19 protein-coding genes and 1 pseudogene are annotated in these 25,899 nt (G+C 53.0%); 19 read left to right on the forward strand and 1 reads right to left on the reverse strand.

All coding sequences use genetic code 11. From position 1 onward, the window contains the following. Window positions 1-90 precede the first annotated feature (90 nt). Together bshC and ACSFXJ_RS09560 are read left to right on the forward strand one after the other, a co-directional pair. The gene (gene bshC / locus ACSFXJ_RS09555) at window positions 91-1,731 is read left to right on the forward strand and encodes a bacillithiol biosynthesis cysteine-adding enzyme BshC (RefSeq protein WP_435924926.1); all 1,641 of its coding nucleotides are present in this window, start codon (window positions 91-93) and stop codon (window positions 1,729-1,731) included. Window positions 1,732-1,802: 71 nt separating this feature from the next. Then, window positions 1,803-3,071 carry an adenosylhomocysteinase gene (locus ACSFXJ_RS09560; protein ID WP_435924927.1) on the forward strand — a complete coding sequence of 423 codons (1,269 nt, stop codon included), beginning with the start codon at window positions 1,803-1,805 and terminating at the stop codon, window positions 3,069-3,071. A 323-nt stretch (window positions 3,072-3,394) separates the two neighbouring features. Here ACSFXJ_RS09560 and ACSFXJ_RS09565 read toward each other — a convergent pair. Then, a protein-coding gene (locus ACSFXJ_RS09565; RefSeq protein WP_435924928.1) for an IS3 family transposase occupies window positions 3,395-4,539 on the reverse strand; the annotation gives its coding sequence in 2 pieces (ribosomal slippage) (window positions 3,395-4,266 and window positions 4,266-4,539; 1,146 coding nt in all). 246 nt (window positions 4,540-4,785) lie between these two features. On the opposite strand from ACSFXJ_RS09565, the gene mraZ reads away from it, so the two are divergent. From mraZ to ACSFXJ_RS09650, 17 genes and pseudogenes are all read left to right on the forward strand, one after another. After that, window positions 4,786-5,223 carry a division/cell wall cluster transcriptional repressor MraZ gene (gene mraZ, locus ACSFXJ_RS09570; protein WP_435924929.1) on the forward strand — a complete coding sequence of 146 codons (438 nt, stop codon included), beginning with the start codon at window positions 4,786-4,788 and terminating at the stop codon, window positions 5,221-5,223. Between the two features lie 93 nt (window positions 5,224-5,316). Continuing rightward, entirely contained in the window at window positions 5,317-6,291 is a 975-nt protein-coding gene (gene rsmH, locus ACSFXJ_RS09575; protein ID WP_435924930.1) for a 16S rRNA (cytosine(1402)-N(4))-methyltransferase RsmH, read from the forward strand. A gap of 1 nt (window position 6,292) precedes the next feature. Further along, complete coding sequence (locus ACSFXJ_RS09580; RefSeq protein ID WP_435924931.1) at window positions 6,293-6,670, forward strand: hypothetical protein; 378 nt, start codon at window positions 6,293-6,295, stop codon at window positions 6,668-6,670. A gap of 23 nt (window positions 6,671-6,693) precedes the next feature. After that, the gene (locus ACSFXJ_RS09585; protein ID WP_435924932.1) at window positions 6,694-8,940 is read left to right on the forward strand and encodes a penicillin-binding transpeptidase domain-containing protein; all 2,247 of its coding nucleotides are present in this window, start codon (window positions 6,694-6,696) and stop codon (window positions 8,938-8,940) included. 79 nt (window positions 8,941-9,019) lie between these two features. Further along, window positions 9,020-10,978 (forward strand): stage V sporulation protein D, encoded by a 1,959-nt coding sequence (locus ACSFXJ_RS09590; RefSeq protein ID WP_435924933.1) that lies wholly within the window; start codon window positions 9,020-9,022, stop codon window positions 10,976-10,978. Window positions 10,979-11,064: 86 nt separating this feature from the next. Then, the gene (locus ACSFXJ_RS09595; RefSeq protein ID WP_435925719.1) at window positions 11,065-12,555 is read left to right on the forward strand and encodes a UDP-N-acetylmuramoyl-L-alanyl-D-glutamate--2,6-diaminopimelate ligase; all 1,491 of its coding nucleotides are present in this window, start codon (window positions 11,065-11,067) and stop codon (window positions 12,553-12,555) included. Beyond that, complete coding sequence (locus ACSFXJ_RS09600) at window positions 12,555-13,952, forward strand: UDP-N-acetylmuramoyl-tripeptide--D-alanyl-D-alanine ligase (RefSeq protein WP_435925720.1); 1,398 nt, start codon at window positions 12,555-12,557, stop codon at window positions 13,950-13,952. The genes ACSFXJ_RS09595 and ACSFXJ_RS09600 overlap by 1 nt, the downstream gene beginning before the upstream one ends. A gap of 22 nt (window positions 13,953-13,974) precedes the next feature. Further along, window positions 13,975-14,940, forward strand: a complete 966-nt coding sequence (gene mraY / locus ACSFXJ_RS09605; protein WP_435924934.1) for a phospho-N-acetylmuramoyl-pentapeptide-transferase — start codon at window positions 13,975-13,977, stop codon at window positions 14,938-14,940. Window positions 14,941-14,942: 2 nt separating this feature from the next. Continuing rightward, window positions 14,943-16,367, forward strand: coding sequence for a UDP-N-acetylmuramoyl-L-alanine--D-glutamate ligase (gene murD, locus ACSFXJ_RS09610; RefSeq protein ID WP_435924935.1), 1,425 nt, complete (start codon window positions 14,943-14,945; stop codon window positions 16,365-16,367). Window positions 16,368-16,416: 49 nt separating this feature from the next. Then, on the forward strand, window positions 16,417-17,514 hold the full coding sequence (gene spoVE / locus ACSFXJ_RS09615) for a stage V sporulation protein E (RefSeq protein ID WP_435924936.1): 1,098 nt from the start codon (window positions 16,417-16,419) through the stop codon (window positions 17,512-17,514). 4 nt (window positions 17,515-17,518) lie between these two features. Further along, window positions 17,519-18,637 carry an undecaprenyldiphospho-muramoylpentapeptide beta-N-acetylglucosaminyltransferase gene (gene murG, locus ACSFXJ_RS09620; RefSeq protein ID WP_435924937.1) on the forward strand — a complete coding sequence of 373 codons (1,119 nt, stop codon included), beginning with the start codon at window positions 17,519-17,521 and terminating at the stop codon, window positions 18,635-18,637. A 198-nt stretch (window positions 18,638-18,835) separates the two neighbouring features. Further along, the gene (murB, locus tag ACSFXJ_RS09625; protein ID WP_435924938.1) at window positions 18,836-19,741 is read left to right on the forward strand and encodes a UDP-N-acetylmuramate dehydrogenase; all 906 of its coding nucleotides are present in this window, start codon (window positions 18,836-18,838) and stop codon (window positions 19,739-19,741) included. 17 nt (window positions 19,742-19,758) lie between these two features. Then, on the forward strand, window positions 19,759-21,039 hold the full coding sequence (gene murA / locus ACSFXJ_RS09630; protein ID WP_435924939.1) for a UDP-N-acetylglucosamine 1-carboxyvinyltransferase: 1,281 nt from the start codon (window positions 19,759-19,761) through the stop codon (window positions 21,037-21,039). 76 nt (window positions 21,040-21,115) lie between these two features. Beyond that, window positions 21,116-21,877 (forward strand): cell division protein FtsQ/DivIB, encoded by a 762-nt coding sequence (locus ACSFXJ_RS09635; protein ID WP_435924940.1) that lies wholly within the window; start codon window positions 21,116-21,118, stop codon window positions 21,875-21,877. A 236-nt stretch (window positions 21,878-22,113) separates the two neighbouring features. After that, window positions 22,114-23,364, forward strand: a complete 1,251-nt coding sequence (gene ftsA / locus ACSFXJ_RS09640; RefSeq protein WP_435924941.1) for a cell division protein FtsA — start codon at window positions 22,114-22,116, stop codon at window positions 23,362-23,364. A gap of 57 nt (window positions 23,365-23,421) precedes the next feature. After that, on the forward strand, window positions 23,422-24,537 hold the full coding sequence (gene ftsZ, locus ACSFXJ_RS09645; RefSeq protein WP_435924942.1) for a cell division protein FtsZ: 1,116 nt from the start codon (window positions 23,422-23,424) through the stop codon (window positions 24,535-24,537). A gap of 193 nt (window positions 24,538-24,730) precedes the next feature. Further along, window positions 24,731-25,815, forward strand: a pseudogene (locus ACSFXJ_RS09650) (LysM peptidoglycan-binding domain-containing protein). Window positions 25,816-25,899 lie beyond the last annotated feature (84 nt).

The raw sequence follows: 25,899 nt of genomic DNA on the forward strand, positions 1-25,899 counted from the left end.
GCTTTTTTGCATGATCCTTAGCGCTTTGGCGGCAGGTATGCTATATTTTTATAGTACGATGCAACGGAGGACAGGAGGAACAATAACCTGATGAATATTGTGCAGGAGCCTTTGCCGGGCGGACAGCCTTTGGCGGAAGCGCTCATTCAACATTTTAATGAAGTAAGCCGATTTTACGAATATAACCCGGTCAGCGATCACAGCTGGTCCGATAGACTTGACTGGCTTGACACCGGCAGTGATTTGAAAGTGGATCGCCGTAAACTTGTGGAAATATTGCGGGAATATAATCGTAAACATAATCCGCATGAAATGGTGGAAGGCCATCTCGATCAGCTGGAGCAGCCGGGAACGGCAGTTATTGTCGGAGGGCAGCAAAGCGGGCTCTTCACCGGCCCTCTGCTTGTCATTTATAAAGCGGTGACGATCATAAAAGCGGCCGAGGAAGCTTCGCGCAAGCTTGACCGTCCCGTCGTTCCGGTCTTCTGGATCGCGGGGGAAGACCATGACTGGGATGAAGTGGACCATGCGTACGTATTGTCTCCCGAGCTGCAGGTGACGAGGATTCGCCTGGAGCAGGAGCGGCATGACAAGGGGCGTCCGGTCAGCTGGACGGCACTAGACCAACAAGCATGGGATCAAGCGGCTAAACAGCTCCAGGAACTGTTGCCCGACACCGAATTCAAGGAGGGATTAATGCGGCTGTTTTCCGAGGCTGCGGCTTCCTCGACGACCTTGACGGATTGTTTTGCCAAGCTGATGGGAGAATGGTTCGGCAAATACGGACTCATTTTGCTGGATTCGGCGGACCCTGAATTGCGGCGCTTGGAAATCCCCGTTTTTGAAGCGATGATCGAGCGCAACGATGCACTGGAGGAAGCTTACATAAAGACTGCGTCGGAAATACAGCGGCAGGGGTATCCGGTGCAGGCTGAAGCCCGGGAACATGGTGCGAATTTGTTTTACGTCCATGAAGGCGAACGATTGCTGTTATATAAACAGGACGGGAGCTTCGGAGACCGCAAAAACAAGGTCAGTTTCACGAAAGACGAGCTGCTGCAGGAGCTTCATCTCCATCCGGAGCGGTTCAGCAACAATGTGCTGACCCGGCCGCTTATGCAGGACGCGCTGCTGCCGGTGCTCGGCACGGTGCTGGGCGCCGGGGAAACGGCGTATTGGGGGTTGACCCGGGATGCGTTCCGTGAGCTGGGCTTGCGAATGCCGATTCTGCTCATGCGGGAATCTTTCACTGTGCTTGAGGGCACGCTGCAAAAGCATTTGGATAAATACGGCCTGACCTGGGCGGACATCTCGAACCGCGAGACGTTTCAAGCGAAGCGCGAAGCTTGGCTGGCGGGTCAGGACACCCTGAACGTGAGCGGCCGCTTCGCCGAAATTAAGGCGGCTTTTACGGGGATGTACGAGCCTTTGATCGAGCAGCTCGGCGGCATTCAGGGCGGACTCATCAAACTCGGCAATGCCAACCGGGATAAGATTATGGATCAAATCGAATATTTGCACGGCAAAGCGAAGGATGCGCTGGAGAAATCGAACGAGACGGGATTGAGGCATTTCGACCGGATCGAGCTTTCCTTGTTCCCTCTCGGCAGACCTCAGGAAAGAGTTTATAATGTTTTTTATTATTTGAACCGCTACGGCACGGATTGGATTGACGGTTTGCTCGGAATTCCCTATGATGTAACGGGGAAGCACCGTGTTTTATATCTGTAGGAAATGAAGGAAGTAACCTGAACATCGGATTTTCAATTAAATTATGAATATACTTGTTGGAGGTAGACGACATGAGCTCATCAGCTATTCAGAACAGCATTGTTGCGGACTTGAAGCTTGCGCCCGAAGGACATTTGAAAATCGATTGGGTGGAAGCCCACATGCCGGTGCTGGGACGCATTCGCAAACAGTTTGAAGAGGAGCAGCCGTTCAAAGGTTTGAAGGTGGCGATCTCGCTCCACTTGGAAGCGAAAACTGCCTATTTGGCCAAAGTAGTTCAGGCTGGAGGAGCCGAAGTGACGATTACAGGCAGCAACCCGTTGTCCACGCAGGATGACGTTTGCGCCGCGCTCGTCGAAGACGGTGTGACGGTGTTTGCAAAATATAATCCGGAACCTGCCGAATATAAGCAACTGCTCGTCCGTGCGCTCGAAACCAAACCGGATCTGATTATCGACGACGGCGGAGATCTTGTGACGATTTTGCATTCCGAGCGTCCGGATTTGCTGGAGAACATCCGCGGCGGGGCCGAAGAAACAACGACCGGCATATTGCGTCTTAAAGCAATGGACAAGGAAGGCAAGCTCAAGTTCCCGATGGTTGCCGTCAACGACGCATACTGCAAGTACTTGTTCGATAACCGTTATGGAACCGGGCAATCCGTATGGGACGGCATCAACCGGACGACCAACCTGGTCGTTGCCGGCAAAACCGTCGTTGTCGTCGGCTACGGCTGGTGCGGCAAAGGCGTGGCCATGCGTGCGAAAGGCCTGGGGGCCAACGTCATCGTGACGGAAGTCGACGCAATTAAAGCCGTTGAAGCCTACATGGATGGTTTCCGGGTAATGCCGATGCTGGAAGCCGCGAAGATCGGCGATTTCTTCGTGACGGTAACCGGCAACCGCGACGTCATCCGCGGCGAGCATTACGACGTTATGAAGGACGGAGCCATTTTATCGAACGCGGGCCACTTTGACGTGGAAGTAAACAAGCCCGAGTTGGCGGAGCGTTCCAGCTCGATTCGGACGGTGCGCCGCAATATCGAGGAGTACCAGCTTAAAGACGGACGCAAAGTGTACATTCTGGCCGAAGGAAGACTAGTCAACCTGGCTGCCGGCGACGGGCATCCGGCGGAAATCATGGATATGACCTTTGCGCTTCAGGCTTTGTCGCTCAAATATGTAAACGAGCAGTATGAGCGGATCGGCAAAACGGTCCTTAACGTTCCTTACGAACTGGACGAACAAGTCGCCCGCTATAAGCTGGAAAGCTTGGGCATGAACATCGATACCCTGTCCGACGAACAGCGCACGTACCTGGATAGCTGGCAGGAGCATTAAGAAAACCCGTTTGAAAAGCGACCGGTTGCATGAGCTGTGCTAAATACAGCATTTTCGCTTAAATACGGAAGCAGAGCAATTGTTTGTTGCATTTTTTACAACATTTACACAAAAAAACGGCGCATTCCTTTGTTTTCAGCAGCTAATGTTGCATAAAGTGCAATTTGCGGCCATGTTTTTGGCTTTTGAAGCTGAATTGTTGTATTCTATACAGCTTTGCTTACCTTTTTGGCAGGTACAAGCGAGGCATCTTTATCAAAAAGCTCTCCCTTATGCGGGACTGACCCCCGTTTGTGAGACAGGGATCAAAACACCTTACAAGTCTAAGCAGCCAGTTGCCGGAAATGAACCGGTGACTGGTTGTTTAGTTTTGTTTGAATGCGAATTGAGTTATAGTAAGTAATGTAGTCTCGAACGGTCTGTTCGACGATTGCCGTCGTCGTACAGGTTAAACCTTCGAGATAGAACGTTTCAGACTTTAGTGTGGAATGAAACGATTCGATGGGGGCATTATCAGCGGGCGTTCCCTTGCGGGACATGCTCATGGTAATGCCTTTTCCTTTTATAGCCGCCTGATAAGCCTGAGACGTATAAACGCTGCCTTGATCGCTATGGAGCATCATACCCGGTACAGCTGGTAATTGGTTTAACGTGTCTAGAACAAGAGTCGTGTCTTGCTTGTCTGCTATACTGTAAGCCACAATCTCTCCATTAAACAAGTCCAAAATACTCGACAGGTACAATGTTTTTCCGCCAAACGGCAAATACGTAATGTCTGTTACGAGTTTTTGCATGGGGACATCGGCCTGAAACTGACGCTTTAACAAGTGTTCTGCGATGTAAGCTGGCTGCCCTGTAGGTTTGCGTTTCTTCACTTTGACACGACATTGGAGCCCCTCTCGCTGCATAATCCGCTGCACGCGTTTATGGTTAATCTTACATTCCATCCGAAGTAATGCCGTAATCTTCCGGTAACCATATCGAAATTTATGTTGAATGCAAAGTTCCCGGATTTTCTCCACCGTTGGTTCTGGACATTTTGCCTCCATAGTTGCTTTCCAGCGATAATAGGTGGCTCTTGCAATGCCAAGCCACGCACAAGCCTGCGTCACCGTGACTTCTTCTCGAATAGACTCGATCCAAGCAACAACGACTTCTGGTTCCACCTCCTTTCCAACTCCATGTACTTTTTTAGCAGGTCCAACTGCTGCTTTAAAAATCGGTTTTCTGCCTGTAGCTTTTCTAACTCTGAAGAGTGTTCTGGCCCCTTTCCATAGCTATATTGCTTACCCACAGGCTGCTCCAGCCGGTGTACGTCACCTTCTCGGTACCACTTCATCCATACCTTCAGCTGTGTCTTATTCCGTATCCCGAGTTGCTCCATGACCTCACGAACCGGAACTCCTTCTAATTTCATTTCAATGGCTTTCATTTTAAGTTCGAATGGGTAGCTGACTCTTGTTGCCAATGCAAAAACACCTCCAAGGTTATCCCCATATCTTACGACATGGTTTAATTCTCTTGAAGGTGTTTTAATTTGTCTCACGCTTTGGGGTCAGTCCCTGCATAGGGGGAGCTTTTTTGAGTTTAAATTTACCAATAAAAAAAGTTTGAAGTCGAGAAGGATTTTGGTGGTGAATAGAGAATAAGTAGTATTCATAGTGGTGGAAAGTGGTGCAAAGTGGGGGAAAGAGGTAAGGAGTGAGTACATCCAATGTTTATGGGGGAGTTCCAACATAGCATTGACGAAAAAGGCCGGATCATTATCCCGGCTAAATTTCGCGACCTCCTCGGGACCTCTTTTGTCGTAACCCGCGGTCTGGACCAGTGCCTCTTCGTTTATCCGATGCAGGAGTGGGAAGTGCTGGAACAGAAGCTTAAAGCTCTGCCGCTGATGAAATCCGATGCCCGGGCGTTTACGCGGTTTTTTTTCTCGGGGGCAACGGAATGCGAATGGGATAAACAGGGAAGGGTAAATTTACCGGCAACCCTGAGGCAGTACGCCAAGCTGGAGAAGGATTGCGTTGTGCTCGGCGTGTCGAACCGGGTAGAAATTTGGAGCCGGGATACGTGGGAGCAATACTTCCAGCAGTCGGAGGATACGTTTAACGAGATCGCCGAGAAGCTGGTGGACTTTAATTTCGATCTATAAATCATCATTGATCACGAAGCAGTACGGGGAGCATCCTCGGAATCGAATCTTGCTGGTTTTGAACGATAACTTGAAAAAACGGAGGCGTAAGTCTTGTTTCATCACATCACGGTGCTTAAAGAAGAAGCGACAGAAGGGCTACGCATCAAGCCGGACGGCATATATGTGGATTGCACTCTGGGCGGGGGCGGACACAGCTCCGTCATTTTGTCCAAGCTCGGGGAAGGCGGCCGATTGATCGCTTTCGACCAGGACGACTGGGCGCTGGACAATGCCAGGGAACATCTTGCCGGTTACGGCGACCGTTTAACGCTGGTCAAAAGCAACTTCCGCCATTTACAGCAAAAATTGCTCGAGCTGGACGGGATTCCACAGGATCAGGGAATTCCGCAGGTCGACGGCATCCTGTTTGACCTCGGCGTTTCTTCCCCGCAATTTGACGAGGGGGAACGGGGGTTCAGCTATAATGCGGATGCTCCGCTCGATATGCGGATGGATCAATCGGCATCCTTGACCGCCAGGGAAATCATCAATGAATGGCCGGAACGCGAAATTGCCAGGGTTTTGTTCCAGTATGGCGAGGAAAAATTTTCGCGACGCATCGCTAAGGTGATTGCGGAACGTAGGCTGGAAGCGCCGATCGAAACGACGGGCGAACTGGTGGAACTGGTGAAGGAAGGCATACCGGCGGCGGCGCGCCGTACGGGCGGACATCCCGCCAAGCGGAGCTTCCAGGCGCTCAGAATCGCCGTCAACGACGAACTCGGCGCGCTCGAAGAAGGTTTGCATGCCGCGGTACGCTGCCTGGCGCCGGGAGGAAGAGCTTCGGTCATCACTTTTCATTCGTTGGAGGACCGGATCTGCAAACAGATTTTTGCAAGCTATGTTGAAAAATGCACCTGTCCTCCGGATTTTCCGATGTGTGTATGCGGAGGCCGCGGACAATTGAAGCTTATAAATCGTAAACCGGTAATTCCGTCGGATGCGGAACTGGAAATGAATCCGCGGGCGCGCTCGGCCAAACTGCGCGTGGCGGAGAAATTGGGAAAACAAGCGGAGGAATTGTGATATGGCTTATACACGGGGGAACCTGGCGGTAAAAGAAAAAGCAGCGGAACGCAAAGTCCAGACAGAGCGATACCGCGAAACGACGAAGGTCGTAACCCGGCGTTCGTCGCTCCCCGTTCGGGAAAAACTGCTGTACATGGCAACGGTGATTTTTTGCGTCGCGGTCATGGGCGCATTGCTGCTGCAAAACTCGAATCTCTACAATATCAAACGGCAGATATACAATGTAAATGCTGAAATTCAGACGATGACGGTCAAGGTGAAGGAATTGTCCCTACAGAAGGAAAAACTGGAGGAACGAATTCCCGAAGAAGCCGCCAAACTCGGTTATGTCAAAACAGAGGAAGACGGGTTTCATATCGAGGTTCCGGCAAACTAAATTTATGTTAAAGAGGTTCCAAAATGATTAAGAGAATAAGACTTCGGACGCTGCTGATAGGGGGATGTATTACCCTCTTTTTTGCTGTATTGATGGGAAGAGTGTTCTGGCTCCAGGTCGTTCAGGCCGATTTTTGGCAGAATCATGCGGAAGAGCTCTGGTCAAAGAAAAAGATACTGCCTGCCACGCGCGGCACGATTACCGACCGGAACGGGGACGTGCTGGCCATCGATGCGCCGGCTTATACGGTAGCCGTCAATCCGCAGGTGATCAACAAGCTCGGAATCCAGGGCGAAGTGGTGGATGGTCTTAACAAGCTGCTCGGCAAAGATCGCACGGAGCTGGACAAGCTGGTGAACGCGAAGAAAGAAGACGGCCAATTTTATACCCAGCGGGAAGTGCGCAACGAAGGGTGGAAGATTGACCAGGAGCTCCGCGATCAGGTGGAGTCGTTCGCTAATGACTTGGAAGAGAAGCATAAAGTCGACGATGTCGGGATTTATCTGATCAAGGAACAAAAACGCTATTATCCCAAGCAAAGTCTTGCCGCCCACGTGCTGGGGTACACGGATCGCGAAGGCAAAGCGGTATCGGGACTCGAAGCTTACTATGATACGGAATTAAAGGGGCAAAACGGCTCCATCGAATATAAGAGCGACGGTCGAGGTATCGAAATTCCGAAAGCGAGCGAAATATACACTCCGGCGAAGAACGGTAAAAACATCCAGCTGACAATCGACTATACGATCCAGTATTATGTTGAGGCTGCGATGAAGGAGGCTTTTAAGGAGCTTCAGCCGATCAGTATGACGGTGATTGCCGCCGATCCGAATACGATGGATATTTTGGCCATGGCGAATATGCCGACTTATAATCCCAACGAGTACTGGGTCGATGTGGACCAAAAAAACTTTTACAATCACGCGATCAAGTCGGTTTACGAGCCGGGCTCGACCTTTAAAATCGTCACTTTGGCGGGCGCCGTGCAGGAAGGGCTGTTTCACCCGGAGGCGTATTACAAATCGGGGAGCATACGCGTACCCGGTCAAACGATTCATGACTTGAAACGCTCGGGCTGGGGCGAGATTACTTATTTGGAAGGCGTCAAAAGGTCCAGTAACGTCGCTTTCGTCAAACTGGGCTATGAAATGCTTGGACCGGATAAACTCAAGCAATATGTTGACAACTTCGGGTTCGGGCAAAAAACCGGGATCGAACTGCCCGGCGAAGCGGCAGGCCGGGTAACCCCGCAGCAGCAGGCCGACTTTGCGGCGATGGCTTACGGACACGGACAACTCCTTGTAACGCCGCTTCAACAGGTTGTCGCTATCGCGGCGGTCGCTAACGGCGGAAAGTTGCTCGAGCCGCATATCGTCAAATCGGTTACGGACCCGCAAACCGGCGAGACCGCCAAATCGGAACCGGTGATGGTCCGCCAAGTGATATCTCCGGAAAAGGCCAAGGAAGTTGGGGGTTATCTCGAGCAGGTCGTATCCGACCGTAAAATCGGTACGGGGCGCCATGCATACATCGATGGCTACTCGGTTGCGGGGAAGACAGGGACCGCGGTAAAAGTCGTAAAAGGGGAATATGACTACACCAAGCAGGTCGTCTCCTTTATCGGCTATGCGCCGGTGGAAAACCCGAAGATCGCCATGATCGTCCTGATCGACGAACCGAGGGACTCCGATCTGGGGGGCGGCGCGGCGGCGGCTCCGATTTTTCAGAAAATCGCGAGCCAGACCTTGCAGTATTTAGGTGTCCCGAAAAAGTACGACAAAGATTCCGCTAAAAATGCGCAGACCGTCAGCAGCGGAATCAAAGTTCCGGATCTGAAGGGGCTATCCCTGGAGGAAGCGAAAAATACGCTCAAGGGCAGAGGGATATCGTACGCAACGCTCGGAAGCGGCAAGGAGCTTGTATCCCAGTTTCCTAAAGCCGGGATTACCTTGAAATCGGGGCAGCATATGTACCTGTTGACCGAAGACGTAAGTACGATGACGATCCCGAATGTCAAGGGAGAGTCGCTGAGGGAAGCGATGGAGCTTCTATCCGCGCTGCAGGTTGCGGTGACCGCCGAGGGGCAAGGCTATGTGGTTTCCCAAACCGTATCGGAAGAAAACGGTCAGCGGAAAGTGCATCTTGTCCTGGAGCCGCCGGACAAGGAAATTGAAGATTCCGGGGATGCGGAAGAGGGAACGTCTGCGGATGACGGTGAGGCGTCCACGAGCGGAGATGAAGCAACCTCCGAATCCGGATCTTCTCCATAGCTTGTTCTAACCCCTGTTTGTCCTGAATATTCATGTGATGAGATCATCCATGGGTCAGGATGGAACAGGGGGGCAATCGATGAGAATATCCAAAGTAACCGTCAGACGTAGACTGTTCTTGCTGCTCGGGCTTTTGTGCCTGTTGTTTTCGGCTCTTGCCGTACGGCTTGCCTATGTCCAGATCGTCAAGGGCCAGGAGCTGTCGGCCAAGGCCGAGGAGTCGTGGCGCCGCGAGATTCCTTATTCCGCCAAGCGCGGTGAAATCAGCGACCGGAACGGAAATGTGCTGGCTTATAATATTACGACGCCTACCGTCATGGCGATTCCGGTTCAAATCAAGCAGAAGGAGCGGACAGCCAAAGCGCTTGCCCCGCTGCTTGGAATGACCGAAGAGTCGGTGCTAAAAGCGATTTCGAAGAATGAATCCATAGTCAGGCTTCGGCCCGGCGGACGCAAAATTACGATGGAAAAAGCGCAGCAAATTCGTGATTTGGCTCTTCCGGGTATTGTTGTTGCCGAAGACAACAAAAGGTATTACCCTTATGAAGGGCTCGGAGCGCATATCCTCGGCTTTACGGGCGTCGACAACCAGGGGCTGACCGGAATCGAGAGCAAGTACGATAAGCAGCTCAGCGGAATGAACGGAAATGTTTCTTATTTGTCCGACGCCGGCGGGAGATTGATGCCCGGTTCCTCGGAATTATACATGGAGCCGAAGGACGGCCTGAACCTGACGCTGACGATCGACAAATCGATTCAAAGCATTATGGAGCGGGAATTGGATCAGGCGATGGACAAATATCAAGCCAACTCCGCGCTTTCGATCGCGATGAATCCGAAGACGGGCGAGATTCTGGCCATGGCGGCCAGACCCGGTTATGAGCCGGCAAAATATCAGGAGGTGGATTCCGAAGTATATAACCGGAATCTGCCGATCTGGATGACGTACGAGCCGGGTTCCACGTTCAAAATCATTACGCTTGCCGCCGCCCTTCAGGAAAAGAAGGTGGATCTGAAAAACGAGCAGTTTTTCGATTCCGGTTATGTCAAAGTCGGGGGAGCGACGCTCCGCTGCTGGAAAAGAGGGGGCCACGGCAGCCAGACCTTCCTGCAGGTCGTGGAAAATTCATGCAACCCGGGATTCGTCGCTTTAGGACAGCGGCTTGGAAAAGAGACGCTGTTCAAATACATCAAGGATTTCGGCTTCGGCACCAAAACAGGGATTGACATGGCCGGTGAATCGACAGGCATTTTGTTCAAATTGTCCAAAGTCGGGCCGGTGGAGCTGGCGACGACTTCCTTCGGTCAAGGGGTATCCGTCACGCCGATTCAGCAGATTACTGCGGTGTCCGCGGCGATCAACGGGGGGAAGCTCTTTAAACCATTCGTAGCCAAGTCTTGGACGAACCCGGATACGGGGGAAGTGGTTTACAGGCAGGAGCCCGAGCTGGTACGCCAGGTGATTTCGGAAGACACCTCCAGACAGATCCGCGAAGCGTTGGAGAGCGTCGTCGCAAAGGGAACCGGCGGCAATGCCTTTATCGACGGCTACCGGGTTGGCGGTAAAACGGGTACCGCGCAAAAGGTCGTGAACGGCCGGTATTCGCAAAACGAGCATATCGTTTCGTTCATCGGCTTCGCGCCGGCGGACGACCCGCAAATCGTCGTTTATACGGCGGTAGATAATCCGCAAGGCATTCAATTCGGGGGCGTCGTGGCGGCCCCGATCGTCAGGAATATTTTGAAGGATGCGCTGGAATACATGAACATTCCGCCGCGGCAGGATCAGCTCTCCAAGAAATACAAATACGGTGAGACACCAGTCGTAACGGTACCTGATCTTATCGGTCATACCACGACGGAAATTTATGAGGATTTGAACATGAATTTCAATCTTGCAAGATCCGGTGCGGGCAATATCGTCATCAATCAAGCGCCTAAAGCCGGAACTAGAGTGGAAAAAGGATCGACAATCCGTATTTATATGGGAAGCGAAAAAGATGCGGAGCAGCTCGACGACCATCAACATAGCGAGTAGTGAATAATATTCCTGAACTTCTCAATTTTTGGTGATAATATGGATATTGTTGTTTCTGGAGTAATTGATGAGAGGGGTAACTAATGATGCTGCTGAAAGATTTGGGAACTCATTTGATAGCATCCGAACTGAAAGGTGACCCGTCTACGGATTGTACGGGAATCTCGATTGATTCGCGCAAAATAGAACCCGGAGATCTGTTCGTCTGCCTTCCGGGCCATACCGTCGACGGTCATAACTTTGCAGGGAAGGCGGCGGAGCAAGGGGCGAAGGCGCTCGTCGTCGAACGCTGGCTGGATGATGTGCCGCTCCCGCAACTGAAGGTGAAGGACAGCAGATTGGCGATGGCGGTGCTCGGAAACATATTTTTCGGCTATCCCAGCTCGAAGCTGAACGTCATCGGAGTTACGGGGACAAACGGGAAAACGACGACGACTTATTTGATTGAAAAGATTTTTGAAGACCAAGGCAAGCGTACCGGACTGATCGGGACCATTCAGCGCAAAGTCGCCGGACAGACGTTTCCGATGTCGGGCACCACGCCGGAGTCCCTCGAGCTTCAACGTTATTTGCACGAAATGAACGAAGCGGGCGCGGAGTACTGTGTCATGGAGGTTTCCTCCCATGCTTTGGAGCAGGGCCGGGTCAAAGGGACGAAATTCCGCACCGCGGTGTTTACCAACTTGACTCAGGATCACCTGGATTACCACAATACGATGGAGGAGTACCGGGCGGCAAAGGGTCTGCTTTTTTCCCGTCTCGGCAATACCTACGAATCGGCTTCGGAGGAACGCAGCTATGCCGTATTGAACGCGGATGATCCGGCTTCGGCCTATTTCGCCAAACAGACGGCGGCGGAGACGATTTATTACGGCGTGGATCGCGACGCCGACGTGCGGGCTTCGGACATCTCCATTACCGCGCGCGGGACATCCTTCCATGTGGAAACATTCCGGGGTAACATCGATATTCAGCTGAAAATGGTAGGCAAGTTTAATGTATATAACGCGTTGGCGGCCATTTCCGCAGCATTGCTGGAAAACGTTCCGCTTAGCGATATCAAAGCCAGCCTGGAGTCTATCAAAGGCGTGGAAGGCCGCGTGGAGGCGGTGGACGAAGGACAGGATTTCGCCGTGATCGTCGATTATGCCCACACCCCCGACGGCCTGGAAAACGTGCTGAATACCGTGAACGAATTTGTTACGGGACGGGTATTTTGCGTGTTCGGCTGCGGCGGAGACCGCGACCGGACCAAGCGCCCGCTGATGGGGAAAATCGCCGCAAGGCTGTCCGGCTATTGCGTCGTCACCTCCGATAATCCGCGGACGGAGGATCCGGACCTGATTTTGAAAGATATCGAGGCCGGGTTGATCGAAGACGGGGTGTCCGGAGATCGGTACGAGCTGATCGTTGACCGGCGCGAAGCCATTCAAAAGGCTATTGAAATGGCAAGCCAAGGCGATGTAGTATTGATTGCGGGGAAAGGCCATGAGACGTACCAGTTGATCGGAAAAGAAGTTCATGATTTCGACGACCGGGTCGTGGCCAAAGAAGCGATAAGGGGTTTGGACAAGTGATCAAACGAACATTAACGGAAATTGCCGTCATGTGCGGCGGAAGCGCCCCGGCGGACGGAGATTCCGACATCATTATAGAGGGGGTCGTCACCGACTCCCGAAAGATAAAACCGGGCTGCCTGTTTATCCCTCTGGTGGGCGACCGTTTCGACGGGCATGATTTTGCCGGGGAGTGTTTGGCGTCCGGCGCGGGTGCGGTACTTTGGGCCAAAGGCAAAGGGAACCCTCCGGGGCCTGCCGTGCTTGTGGACGATACGCTCGAAGCGCTGCAACGGCTGGCCAAAAGCTACTTAAACGCCTGCGGAGCCCGGGTTGTGGGCATCACGGGCAGCAACGGCAAAACGACGACGAAGGATCTTGTATACTCGCTGCTTGCCACGACGTACAAGGTGCATAAAACGCAAGGCAACTTCAACAATCATATCGGCCTTCCGCTGACGATCCTGTCCATGCCGGAGGATACCGAAATCGCGGTGCTGGAAATGGGCATGAGCGGCCGGCACGAAATCGAACTGCTCTCCAAGCTGGCCGAGCCGGAAACGGCCGTTGTCACGAATATCGGCGAGTCGCATCTTCTGCAGCTTGGATCAAGGCTCGAAATCGCCCGCGCCAAGCTTGAAATCGTTTCGGGCATGAAGCCGGGAGGACTGTTGGTCTATCATGGGGACGAACCTTTGATCCCGCAGGTCCTGGCTGAGGCGGAGACCGTCAAACCGGAAGGGCTCAAGACGGCAACCTTCGGCCTGAGCTCAAATAACGACGACTACCCGACCGGAATGATGTTTAAGGATCAAAAAACGTTGTTCACCTCCCTAATCGGAGGGGATACGACCTTTGAACTCCCGCTGCCGGGCGAACATAACGTCGTTAACAGCCTTGCCGCCTTGGCGGTAGCCCGGCATTACGAGGTTAGCGTGGCGGCAATGCGCGAAGGATTATCCGGAGCGGAGCTGACGGGAATGCGGATCGAAACGGTGACCGGCATCAGCGGGATTACGATCTTGAACGACGCCTATAATGCCAGTCCGACATCCGTGAAGGCAGCCATCGGCGTGCTGGAAAATAAACGCGGTTACCGCAAAAGAATCGCCGTGCTTGGAGATATGCTTGAACTCGGGGAGGATGAAGAACGATTCCACCTGGAAATCGGACGGTTTCTGACCCCGGAAAAAGTGGACGCCTTGTTTACTTTTGGCCCGCTTTCCCGTAAAATCGCGGAGGGTGCCGCAGAAAAATTGGAACCTGATGTCATATTTGCATATGATGATAAAATCGAGCTTATCGGCAAACTGGTTCCCATGCTTCATCCGAACGACGTGCTGCTCGTGAAGGCTTCGCGCGGCATGAGGCTGGAAGAAGTCGTCGACGCAGTCAAAAACAGCAATCTACAAGGATAATATCGGCGAAAGGGGTGATCCCATGGACTTTGGACTTATACTATTAACGACGTTCGTATCATTTGTTTTAGCGGTGATCTCGGCCCCTTTGCTGATCCCTTTGCTGCGGCGGATGAAATTCGGACAACAAATCCGCGGCGAAGGGCCGCAGAGCCATTTGAAGAAAGCGGGTACGCCAACGATGGGCGGCATCGTCATCATCTTGGCGTTTACGCTCGCATATCTGAAATTTTCCGCGATCAATACGGATTTTTATGTCATACTCGTTGCCACGCTGGGTTACGGGCTAGTCGGTTTTTTGGACGATTACATCAAAATCGTATTTAAACGGTCCCTGGGACTTACGCCCAGACAAAAATTGATCGGGCAACTGCTGTTTGCCGCCATCGTTTCGGCGCTGCTGATATCGGAAGGCCACAGCACGGCCATCGGCATTCCGGGAACCTCCGTTTCATTTGATTGGGGACCTTGGTTTTACTATCCGTTTATCGCTCTAATGATGCTGGCCATCAGTAATGCGGTCAATTTTACGGACGGGCTGGACGGACTGTTGTCCGGGGTAAGCGCCATTGCGCTCGGTGCATTTGCCGTCATCGCCATGCAGGCGACAAATCTTCCGGCGGCGGTATGCGCGGCCGCGATGATCGGCGCCGTGCTCGGCTTTCTCGTGTTTAACGCCCATCCGGCGAAAGTCTTCATGGGCGATACGGGCTCTTTGGGGATCGGCGGGGCGATCGCCGCGATCGCGATCGTGACGAAGACGGAGCTCCTGTTTATCGTGATCGGGGGGATTTTCGTTATTGAAATGCTGTCCGTCGTCCTGCAGGTCATTTCATTTAAGACAACGGGGAAGCGAATCTTTAAAATGAGCCCGATCCACCATCATTTCGAATTGTCGGGATGGTCGGAATGGCGCGTCGTCGTCACGTTTTGGGCTACCGGCATCGTGCTTGCCGTAATCGGACTTTATTTGAACAAGGGGTTGTAGAGATGAAGCATCCAGATGAATACCGGGGGCGCCAGGTGGTTGTCCTCGGTTTGGCCAAGAGCGGCCTTCAGGTCGCCAAAACCCTTCACCGGAGCGGTGCAATCGTAACCGTCAACGATAAAAAGGCAAGGGAAGAATGTCCCGAAGCATCCGAACTGGAGGCTTTGGGAATTTCTGTTGTATGCGGGGGGCATCCGGACGGGCTGATCCATCCCGGCGTGGACCTGGTGGTTAAAAACCCGGGCATTCCGTACAGCGCGCCGCCCGTGGTCAAAGCGTCGCAGCTCGGCATCGAGATCGTGACCGAGGTGGAGGTCGCCTGGCATTTGACGCAGGCTCCAATCATCGGGATTACCGGCTCGAACGGGAAAACGACGACGACGACATGGATCGGACGCATGTTGGACGCCGCCGGACTTGAACCGATCGTTGCCGGGAATATCGGAACCCCGCTTTGCGCGGCGGCTGAAGATGCCTCGCCCGACAACAGGCTCGTCGTTGAGCTCAGCAGCTTCCAGCTGAAGGGGACCCGGGAGTTCCGGCCGAGGGTGGCGGTGCTGCTTAACGTGGCCGAGACGCATCTGGATTACCATGGAACGATGGAAGATTATATTTCATCCAAAGCCAAGCTGTTTGCCAACCAGCAGGAGTCCGATACGGCCGTGATCAACTGGGACGACCCGGTATGCCGCGAGCTGGTTCCCTATATCAAAGCCAAGCTGCTTCCGTTCTCTACCGCGGAAGAACTGAAAACGGCCGGGGTTTACGTTTCCCCGGCGTTCGTTCCGGACGTTCAGGATGAGCTGGAACGCGAGGTCGTCTATCGGGACCCGGCAGGAACGGAACACCGGATCGTAAAAGTTGCCGAAATCGGCCTGCCCGGCCGCTTTAACGTAGAGAACGCCCTGGCTGCCGTAGCGGCGTCGATTGCCGCCGGAGCCGAGCCTTCCGCGCTTGCGGAACCGCTCCGGACATTCCGGGGCGTGGAGCACCGGCTTGAGTTCGTGGAAATCAAGTCCGGAGTCGCTTACTATAACAATTCCAAGGCTACCAATTCCAAAGCCACCTCGATGGCGCTCGGGGCGTTGGATAAACCGGTCGTACTGATTGCCGGAGGGCTTGATCGCGGATCCGATTACATGGAACTGCTTCCCGTATTCCAAGGTAAAGTAAAAGCGGTCGTGGCTCTCGGACAGACCAAAGAGAAAATCGGGAAAGTGGCCGGGCTCGCCGGTCTAAGCGATATCGTGCTGGTCGATACTGTAGACAGCGCCGCCGTTACGCTGCGGACCGCCGTCAAGGAGGCGGCTGCGCTGGCCGAAGAGGGAGACATCGTGCTGCTCTCTCCGGCTTGTGCTAGCTGGGACATGTTCTCGTCCTATGAAGAGCGTGGACGCATTTTTAAAGAGGCGGTGCATACCCTTTAAGTAGGGGGGTGGAAAAGCCCCTACTTTCTGTTAAGAGGTGGCTTCCACGATGGGCAAGAGCCTTGGAAAACCGGATTTCTGGTTAATCGCCAGCATTCTCGGCCTGTTGACGATCGGTATCGTGATGGTTTACAGCGCCGGTTCAGTCCTCGCTTTTCATAATTACGGGGATTCATTCTATTTTGTCAAACGTCAAATGTTGTTCGCCGGACTTGGGCTCGCAGCCATGTTTTTCATGATGAACTTCGATTTTCGGATTCTGAAAAAATATTCAAAGGTACTGCTGCTCATCTGTTTCGGCCTGCTTGTGATCGTGCTGATTCCGGGGATCGGCGTCGTGCGCGGGGGCGCGCGAAGCTGGCTCGGCATCAGCTCGTTCGGTATTCAGCCTTCCGAGTTTATGAAACTCGGCATGATTTTGTTTCTATCCTACTTGCTCAGCAAGGAAGATTACAGAATTACGCATTTTACGAGAGGGCTGCTGCCGCCGCTCGGCATGATCGGTGCCGCATTCGGCCTGATCATGCTCCAGCCGGACCTCGGTACGGGGACGGTCATGTTCGGCGCGTCGCTTTTGATCGTTTTTACGGCAGGTGCTAGAATCAAGCATCTCGCGGGTCTGGCCGCCTTGGGCGTGCTGGGCTTTGTCGGGCTGATTCTGGCGGCGCCCTACCGTCTGCAGCGGATTACGGCGTTCCTTGATCCCTGGTCGGATCCTCTCGGCGCGGGCTACCAAATCATCCAATCTCTGTACGCGATCGGCCCGGGGGGCCTGGCGGGACTTGGACTCGGAATGAGCCGGCAAAAGTACAGTTATGTCCCGGAACCTCAGACGGACTTTATTTTTTCGATTTTGGCCGAAGAGCTCGGGTTTATCGGAGGACTGCTGGTCCTGACGTTATTTTTGATATTGGTGTGGCGAGGAATGAGGGTAGCGATGACGGTGGACGATTTGTTCGGCAGCCTGCTGGCGGTAGGGATCGTCGGGATGGTCGGCATACAGGTCGTCATCAACATCGGCGTCGTCATTGGCCTCATGCCTGTCACGGGCATCACGCTGCCGCTCATCAGTTACGGGGGTTCCTCCTTGACGCTGATGCTGACGGCGCTAGGCATTTTACTTAATATATCCCGTTTTGCGAGGTGAGGTTATGCGCGTCATTCTGAGCGGCGGAGGCACGGGGGGACACATCTACCCCGCGCTGGCCGTTGCAAGCAGGTGCGCCGCGGAAATTCCCGGTTCCGAGTTTTTGTATATCGGCGGGCAGAGAGGTCTGGAAAGCTCTCTCGTCCCGAAATCGGGCATTCCGTTTGAAGCGATCGATATTACCGGCTTCCGTCGGAAGCTGTCGTTGGATAATGTGAAAACGGTCATGCGTTTTCTAAAAGGCGTGCGGAGCTCCAAAAAAATGCTGCGCGAATTCAAGCCCGATGTCGTGATCGGCACGGGCGGTTACGTCTGCGGACCTGTCGTATATGCCGCGGCCAAGCTTGGAATTCCCAGCATTATTCATGAACAGAATGCGGTTCCGGGCTTGACGAACCGTTTTTTAAGCAAATACGTTTCCACGGTCGCGGTCAGCTTTGAGGGCTCGGAATCCGCTTTTCCGGGTGCTTCCAATGTTATTTATACGGGCAACCCCCGGGCGACGACCGTTCATGAAGCGGATAAAAAGAAAGGCTTCGAAACCTTGGGCCTTGATCCGGCGAGCTCTATCGTACTCGTCGTTGGAGGAAGCCGCGGCGCTAAGGCGATCAATGATGCGATGGTCGACATGGCCCCTTACTTGAAAGAGCTTGGGCATTTATCTTTTGTCTATGTGACCGGGGACAATTATTACGAGCCGACACGGGAAGCGATTCAGTCCAAACTTGGTGGCCATTTGCCGAAAAACTTGATGGTTTTGCCTTATGTGCATAACATGCCTGAAGTGCTTGCGGCCACGTCTCTGATCGTAAACCGGGCAGGCGCCTCCTTTTTGGCCGAAATGACTTCGCTCGGTTTGCCGTCCATCCTGATCCCGTCCCCGAACGTGACGAACAACCATCAGGAGAAAAATGCAAGGACATTGGAAAATGCCGGGGCGGCCCGGGTCATCCTGGAGCCTGAATTGACCGGCAAGGCTTTATACTCGGCGATCAAAGACATTATGAATGACAAGAGCCGGCATGCATCGATGTCGGATGCTTCAAGACGGCTCGGAAAACCGGATTCCGCCCACCTGATTGTGGAGGAAATGCGGCGTCTCGCGGGATCGGGCCGCCGTTGACCGAAAGGCGCAAAGTCCGGCTCTGGGCGATTGTCACACTATCCGGAGGGAAGGCATAAGATACCCTATAAATCGTGACATTCTTGGAATTGGAGGAATCGTAAAAGAAGAACGCGCTTCTTTACCGTTCCTTCGCGGACCCAGGTGCCGGCGCCAAGCCGGTGATACATGCCGGATTAATCAGGGAGGGAATTAGCGATGCAGCAATGGATCACAAAATTACTACAACATAAAGTCGGGACGGTGCTTCCAAACGAACCGATGTCGAAATATACTACCTGGAAAATCGGCGGCCCGGCTGATGCTTTAATCGTCCCGGAAAATCAAGAGCAACTTGCGGATCTCATTCGGATTCTTCGCGAGGAGGATATCCCGTGGATGACGATCGGCAAGGGCTCCAACATGCTCGTTTCGGATAAGGGCGTCCGCGGCGCCGTTATCAAATTGGGGCAGGAGTTGGAGGAAATCCGTTTTAACGGGACGGAAGCGGAGGCCGGAGGCGGAGCGTCTTTCGTCAGGCTGAGCATTATGGCGGGGAAGCACGGGCTGACCGGCCTGGAGTTCGCCGGCGGTATACCCGGTACTGTAGGGGGAGCCGTGTATATGAATGCCGGAGCACATGGGTCCGATGTGTCACGCATATTCAAATCAGCTGAAATTGTTCTGGAGACAGGTGAAATGGTAACTTACGGGGCAGAGGATATGGAGTTCTCATACCGCCATTCCGTGTTGCACGGACAGCGCGGCATTGTGACCCGGGCCCGCTTTTCGCTCGAAACCGGCGACCGGCTCGAAGTCGCGGCGGCGATGGCGGCTTACAAGGACCGGAGACGCAAAACGCAGCCGCTCCAGCAGCCGTGCGCGGGAAGCGTATTCCGCAATCCGCCGGGAGACCATGCGGCAAGATTGATCGAGTCCGCAGGCTTGAAGGGCCGGAGGGTCGGCGGTGCCGAAGTATCCGAATTGCACGCCAATTTCATCGTCAATACCGGGCAAGCGACAGCAGAGGACGTTCTTACGCTCATGGAGCAAATCAAGGACACCATCGCTTCCAAATTTGAGATCGCACTGGTGCCGGAGGTCTTCTTCGTGGGTGAACGGTAATACTCGGAGGTGATACATTGGACAAATTGGTGATCGAAGGCGGGAGACCCCTATCAGGATCCATTCGTATCCATGGTGCGAAAAATGCGGCACTGCCGATTATGGCGGCCAGTCTGCTGTCTGAGGGCAGAGTGCAACTTCGAAATGTTCCCCGTCTGCTTGATATTGATGTCATGCTCGGAATTTTGAACCGATTGGGTTGCAGTGCGGTTCATCGTGAGGATACCGTAATTGTGGATACCGGGAGCGCCGATTCTTGCCACGTACCTGAGGATCTGATGAAACAGATGCGATCATCCATTTTTTTGATGGGCCCGCTTCTGGCAAGGTTTGGCGAGGTTTGTATCTATCAGCCCGGAGGGTGCGCGATCGGAGAACGGAAAATCGATCTGCATTTAAGGGGGCTGCAGGCCCTGGGCGCAGTCGTCGAGGAAAACGATCATCAAATTTGGTGCAGAGCCTCAAGATTGCGGGGAAATGATATCCACCTTGATTTCCCCAGCGTCGGAGCAACGGAAAATATCATGATGGCCGCTACTTTGGCGGAAGGAACGACCGTCATTACGAACGCCGCCCGCGAGCCGGAGATTCAGGATTTGCAGCATTTTCTCAACAAAATGGGCGCAAACGTGATGGGGGCCGGAACGGACACCATTACGATCAGAGGCGTGAAATCGCTCGAGCCGTGCGATTACGAGATCATTCCCGACCGGATCGTTGCGGGAACGGTTCTTATCGCCGGAGCCGCCACCCGGGGAACAGTGACGCTCACGCATAGCAATCCGGCCCATCTGACTTCGCTTTTCCACGTACTGCGCCGCGCCGGTGTTCAAATCGGGACGTGCGATGATATAATAACCGTAAGCAGCAGCGGGCGTCCAAAGGCTGTCGAGAAAATCGTGACATCACCTTATCCGTCCTTTCCGACGGATTTGCAATCCCAGGTGATGGTCCTGTTGTCGCTGGCCGACGGGCTCAGCCTGATGAAAGAAACGGTGTTCGAAGGAAGATTCAAGCATGTCGATGAATTGGTGCGCATGGGAGCCGACATTTCCTTCGATCTGAATACGGCCTTTATTCGCGGAGTGCCAAGGCTTTACGGCGCCGCGGTGGAAGCCACGGATTTAAGGGCCGGAGCCGCGCTGGTCATCGCCGGTCTGGCAGCCCAGGGCAAGACGGTTGTCGAACAGATTCATCACATCGACCGCGGTTACGACCGGATCGAACTGATGTTTCAGCGTCTCGGCGGCATGATGCACCGGGAAACGACGGCCATGAGACAATTGGATTTGGCCTGATCCATGTCCCCTCCCCGGAGGGGATAAAGGCTGAATGGAAGTATACAAGCTGAAAAAACGATATCGGAGAATTGGTATGCCAAAAGCGAATGTGCCCGCCCTTAAAGAGCCTCGCGCCAACAAGAAGGGCAGCCGAAAAGTTGCCGGAATTTTGTTCTTGCTCGTTCTGATTTTGCTTTGCGTGTTATTCTTTCGTTCTTCCCTAAGCAAAATTTCCGAGATTCACTTTGAGGGCAATACGTATTTGACGGATGAAGAATTGCTCCATATTTCCGGTTTGAAGACCGGAGCCCCTTTTTTCGGGACAAGCGCCTCCAAGATCGAGGCGAAGCTGACCGAAGCGAAATCGATTGAAAAAGTCGTGGTCGACAAATCCTTTCCCGGCAAAGTGAATGTGACGATTCAGGAATATCCGGTCGTCGCTTATTCGCTGAATGGTGAGGGGGGAATTGTAGGATTGCTGGCCAATGGGACAAGCATGAAGATCAAAAATGGAGTCGCCCCGATCGGGAAGCCGATCCTGACCGGATGGGCTGCCGACGATCCGAATTTGTCCAAGCTGTGCACGGCCCTGTCGAAAATTCCCGATTCCCTGACCCAGGAAATATCGGAAATTACGCCTTCTTCCACCTTGTCCTATCCCGATCGCGTCAAAATGTACACGCGATCGCATTTTATCATCATTACGTCGATCTCCGTATTGCCGTCCAAAGCGGAGTATATGAATTTGATCATGGACTCCCAGGAACCCGGAACGCTTACGCTACTTGAAGCGGATACCTATGTTCCTTTTGAACCTGTGGAAAACGACGAAGAAAATCAGACTACTCATGAGTAACAATTAATGATAAAATACATTTTATGGGCTAGTTTCCTGTCTCCCTCTTTTTTTTGCTGATTTTTTCTTCGTTTTATGCAAAAAGTGGAAGTCAAAAAATTTGTAGAAAAAAGAGGGATAGGTTAAACTGCGTTGAATATGTAGAGAGTGCATTTTTTTGATTATAGAATTACGTTGAAAGACGTCTTTCTCATAATGATATTATATTTATATGGAAAACAGGAGGTGCCAGGGGCTTGAGCAACAATGACATCATTGTTAGTTTGGACATCGGTACATCCAAAGTTCGTGCTATTATTGGGGAAATTACTAATGGAACCTTTAATATTATTGGGGTTGGATCTGCCGACTCGGAAGGAATTCGTAAAGGCGCGATTGTAGATATTGACCAGACGGTTCAATCGATCCGCAGCGCTGTGGATCATGCGGAACGAATGGTGGATATTCAAATATCGGAAGTGTATGTCGGCATTTCTGGAAATCATATTGGACTCCAAACGAGCCATGGAGTTGTAGCTGTTCAAAATGAAGACCGGGAGATCGGAGAAGACGATATCGACCGGGTTTTGAAGGCCGCCGAAGTGATCGCGCTCCCTCCGGAGCGTGAAATTATTGACGTTGTGGCTAAACAATATATCGTGGACGGGCTTGAAGGCATCCAGGATCCCCGGGGCATGATCGGGGTTCGTCTGGAGGTGGAAGCCACCATCATTACCGGCGCTAAGACAGCGATACATAATTTGCTTCGCTGTGTGGAAAAGTCGGGCTTGAAAGTCCGGGATCTCGTGCTTCTTTCTTTGGGAGCAGGCCAATTGGCACTGTCCAAAGACGAGAAAACGATGGGTTCGGTCCTTGTCGATATCGGCGCGGGTTCTTCGACCATCGCGGTGTTTGAAAACGGCACGATTTCAGCGACATCGACCTTGCCGATCGGCGGGGATTTCATCACCAACGATATTGCCTACGGACTTCGCACGCTAACGGACCAGGCCGAGAAGGTGAAGCTGAAATACGGCTGCGCTTCCATCGACGATGCGGCCGCCGATGTTACCTTTAAGGTTACACGGATCGGAAGCAACGTGGATAAGGAGTTCACCCAGGAGGATCTTGCCGCGATCGCGGAGCCTCGGGTCCAGGAGATATTTCAACTGATCAGGGATGAAGTCAAAAGGCTTGGTTACAATGAACTTCCCGGAGGTTATATACTTACGGGAGGCACCGTATCCTTGCCGGGATTGCTTAAAGTCGCTCAGCAAGAATTGGCGTCTTCCGTGCGGATAGCCGTGCCCGATTATATCGGCGTACGCGATCCTGGTTATGCGGGCGGCGTCGGCATTCTTTATAAAGTAATCAAGAACATCCGGATTCGAAATGCTGCGCCGCCCAAAAAGGCGGCAAACCGTCCGAAAGCCGCGGGAACGCAGGAAACGGTCAGCAAGACGGGCGTTATGGAACGCCTCAAGAAATTATTCAGCGAATTTATATAATCAGGATTTGTACGATGGACGGGCCATCCATGCATAATGAGGGGGAGATGGAAGAGTATGTTGGAATTTGATTTTGAGATGGAGAGTTTGGCGCAAATTAAAGTCATTGGCTGCGGCGGCGGCGGAAGCAATGCCGTTAACCGAATGATTGAGAACGGTGTCCAGGGAGTGGAGTTCATTACGGTGAACACGGATGCCCAGGCACTGCATTTGGCCAAATCCGAGCATAAACTGCAAATCGGCGATAAATTGACGCGCGGACTCGGCGCGGGCGCCAATCCTGAAGTCGGCAAGAAGGCGGCGGAGGAATCCCGCGATTTGATCGCCAACACGCTGAAAGGCGCCGACATGGTGTTCGTAACGGCCGGGATGGGCGGCGGCACAGGAACGGGGGCTGCCCCGGTCATCGCCGAAATCGCCAGAGAATGCGGCGCGCTGACCGTCGGGGTCGTCACGCGTCCGTTCACTTTCGAAGGGCGCAAGCGTTCTTCGCAAGCCGATATGGGGATCGAAGCGCTCAAGGAGAAGGTAGACACACTGATCGTGATCCCGAACGACCGATTGCTTGAAATCGTCGACAAGAAAACGCCGATGCTCGAAGCATTCCGCGAAGCGGACAATGTGCTTCGTCAAGCGGTTCAAGGTATTTCGGACTTGATCGCCGTACCTGGCTTGATTAACCTTGACTTTGCCGACGTCAAAACGATCATGACCGAGCGCGGATCCGCTCTGATGGGCATTGGACATGCTACAGGGGAGAACCGGGCGGCCGAAGCTGCACGGAAGGCGATCATGAGCCCGTTGCTCGAAACTTCGATCGAAGGCGCGCGCGGCGTAATCATGAATATTACCGGCGGGGCGAACCTGTCGTTGTACGAAGTCAATGAAGCTGCGGAAATCGTTATCGCCGCATCCGATCCTGAAGTGAACATGATTTTCGGTGCGATTATCGACGAAAACATGAAGGAAGATATCAAGGTTACGGTGATTGCCACCGGATTCGAGCACAAAGCTCCTCCGGCCATTCCAGGGCGCAAGCCTGTCGCCGGTACGGCCGAGCCTCAAGAGAACCGCTCTACGTCATCCACGCTGAGACCTTTCGGTAACCAGCCGAGCGGGGATCAATTGGATATTCCGACTTTCCTGCGGAATCGCCGGAACAATAACGAATAAGGATTTGTTCGCAAAACAGCATCGTATCTTCCCCGAAGACCTTGTCCCTCATTGGGATAAGGTCTTTTTTTGCGTTCTTTTCATAGGATGTTTATAGTGCGTATTCATCATTCGGATTCTCTGGCTACAGCATTTCGTGATATATAGAAGCTTTATTCTAGTGTTATTTTTGAAGGAAAGAAGGGAATCAGGGATGCAAATCCATGTGGTGGAACAAGGGCAAACATTGTCGGGAATCGCTCAATTGTACGGTGTCGGCGCACAACTGGTCACCCAGGCGAATGAACTCCCGGATCCGAATCGCCTGGTGGTCGGACAAACATTAGTCATCCCGATCGCCGGAAGCTATTATTGGGTGCAGCCGGGCGACAGCCTCTGGTTGATTGCTCAAAGGTTCGGCTTAACCCCCGAAGAGCTCGCCAGCATGAACGGCATTGCCTTGAACGCCACGCTATCGGTCGGAACCAGGCTGTATATTCCTCCCCGTCCAAAACGAAGCGCCGAATTTAATGCGTATGTCGAACCGCGCGGGCAAACCGTCTCCCCGGCCCTGGAAGAAAGCTCCCGGAAGGCTGTTCCGCACTTGACTTATCTTGCCCCGTTCAGCTTCCGGGTTTTACGTGACGGATCATTGAATGAGCCTCTGCTCAATTCATTTCCCGCTATAGCCAGGGAGAATCGTGTCGTTCTGATGATGGTTATCACGAATCAGGAGAACGATCGATTCAGCGCGGAGCTCGGTAGAATCATATTGAACGATCAAGCCGTACAGGATCGGTTTCTGGACAATATCGCGGCTACGGCCAACGAATATGGTTTCAGGGACATTCATTTTGATTTTGAGCATTTGCGCCCGGTTGATAGAGAAGCATATAACGCCTTTTTGCGAAAAGCGAGAGACCGGTTTAAACAGCACGGTTGGCTAATCTCCACGGCTCTTGCTCCCAAAACGAGCGCAACGGCTATGACTGGACCTTGCCGTTTGTGCCTGGAAGCGTCGCCCGGGCTGTCAGCCCGCAGCAGGCGATTCAAATCGCCGCCCGAAACCATGTTGCGATCGAGTTCGACTCGCGTGCTCAAGCGCCCTTTTTCCGTTATTCGGATGGCGAGGGGAGAAGACATGAGGTCTGGTTCGAAGATGCGCGTTCCATTCAGGCCAAATTCGATTTGATCAAGGAATTGGAACTGAGGGGGATGAGCTATTGGAAGCTGGGTCTTTCTTTCCCGCAAAACTGGCTGCTGATCGAGGATAACTTTCATGTCGCCAAAAGAGTCTAGCTCGACAAAATAAGTGCCGTTCGGCCTGCAATTTTAGACAGACTTTACGTAAAGAAGTCTTTATACTGATACCATCTTTACGTC

This window comes from Paenibacillus salivarius (assembly GCF_051307165.1).
GTDB lineage: Bacteria > Bacillota > Bacilli > Paenibacillales > Paenibacillaceae > Fontibacillus.

What these genes read in the sequence shown, in the direction of transcription:
- bshC (WP_435924926.1), top strand. Translation starts at nt 91, where the DNA reads ATGAATATTGTGCAGGAGCCTTTGCCGGGCGGACAGCCTTTGGCGGAA.
- ACSFXJ_RS09560 (WP_435924927.1), top strand. Translation starts at nt 1,803, where the DNA reads ATGAGCTCATCAGCTATTCAGAACAGCATTGTTGCGGACTTGAAGCTT.
- mraZ (WP_435924929.1), top strand. Translation starts at nt 4,786, where the DNA reads ATGTTTATGGGGGAGTTCCAACATAGCATTGACGAAAAAGGCCGGATC.
- ACSFXJ_RS09580 (WP_435924931.1), top strand. Translation starts at nt 6,293, where the DNA reads ATGGCTTATACACGGGGGAACCTGGCGGTAAAAGAAAAAGCAGCGGAA.
- ACSFXJ_RS09585 (WP_435924932.1), top strand. Translation starts at nt 6,694, where the DNA reads ATGATTAAGAGAATAAGACTTCGGACGCTGCTGATAGGGGGATGTATT.
- ACSFXJ_RS09590 (WP_435924933.1), top strand. Translation starts at nt 9,020, where the DNA reads ATGAGAATATCCAAAGTAACCGTCAGACGTAGACTGTTCTTGCTGCTC.
- ACSFXJ_RS09595 (WP_435925719.1), top strand. Translation starts at nt 11,065, where the DNA reads ATGCTGCTGAAAGATTTGGGAACTCATTTGATAGCATCCGAACTGAAA.
- mraY (WP_435924934.1), top strand. Translation starts at nt 13,975, where the DNA reads ATGGACTTTGGACTTATACTATTAACGACGTTCGTATCATTTGTTTTA.
- murD (WP_435924935.1), top strand. Translation starts at nt 14,943, where the DNA reads ATGAAGCATCCAGATGAATACCGGGGGCGCCAGGTGGTTGTCCTCGGT.
- spoVE (WP_435924936.1), top strand. Translation starts at nt 16,417, where the DNA reads ATGGGCAAGAGCCTTGGAAAACCGGATTTCTGGTTAATCGCCAGCATT.
- murG (WP_435924937.1), top strand. Translation starts at nt 17,519, where the DNA reads ATGCGCGTCATTCTGAGCGGCGGAGGCACGGGGGGACACATCTACCCC.
- murB (WP_435924938.1), top strand. Translation starts at nt 18,836, where the DNA reads ATGCAGCAATGGATCACAAAATTACTACAACATAAAGTCGGGACGGTG.
- ACSFXJ_RS09635 (WP_435924940.1), top strand. Translation starts at nt 21,116, where the DNA reads ATGCCAAAAGCGAATGTGCCCGCCCTTAAAGAGCCTCGCGCCAACAAG.
- ftsZ (WP_435924942.1), top strand. Translation starts at nt 23,422, where the DNA reads ATGTTGGAATTTGATTTTGAGATGGAGAGTTTGGCGCAAATTAAAGTC.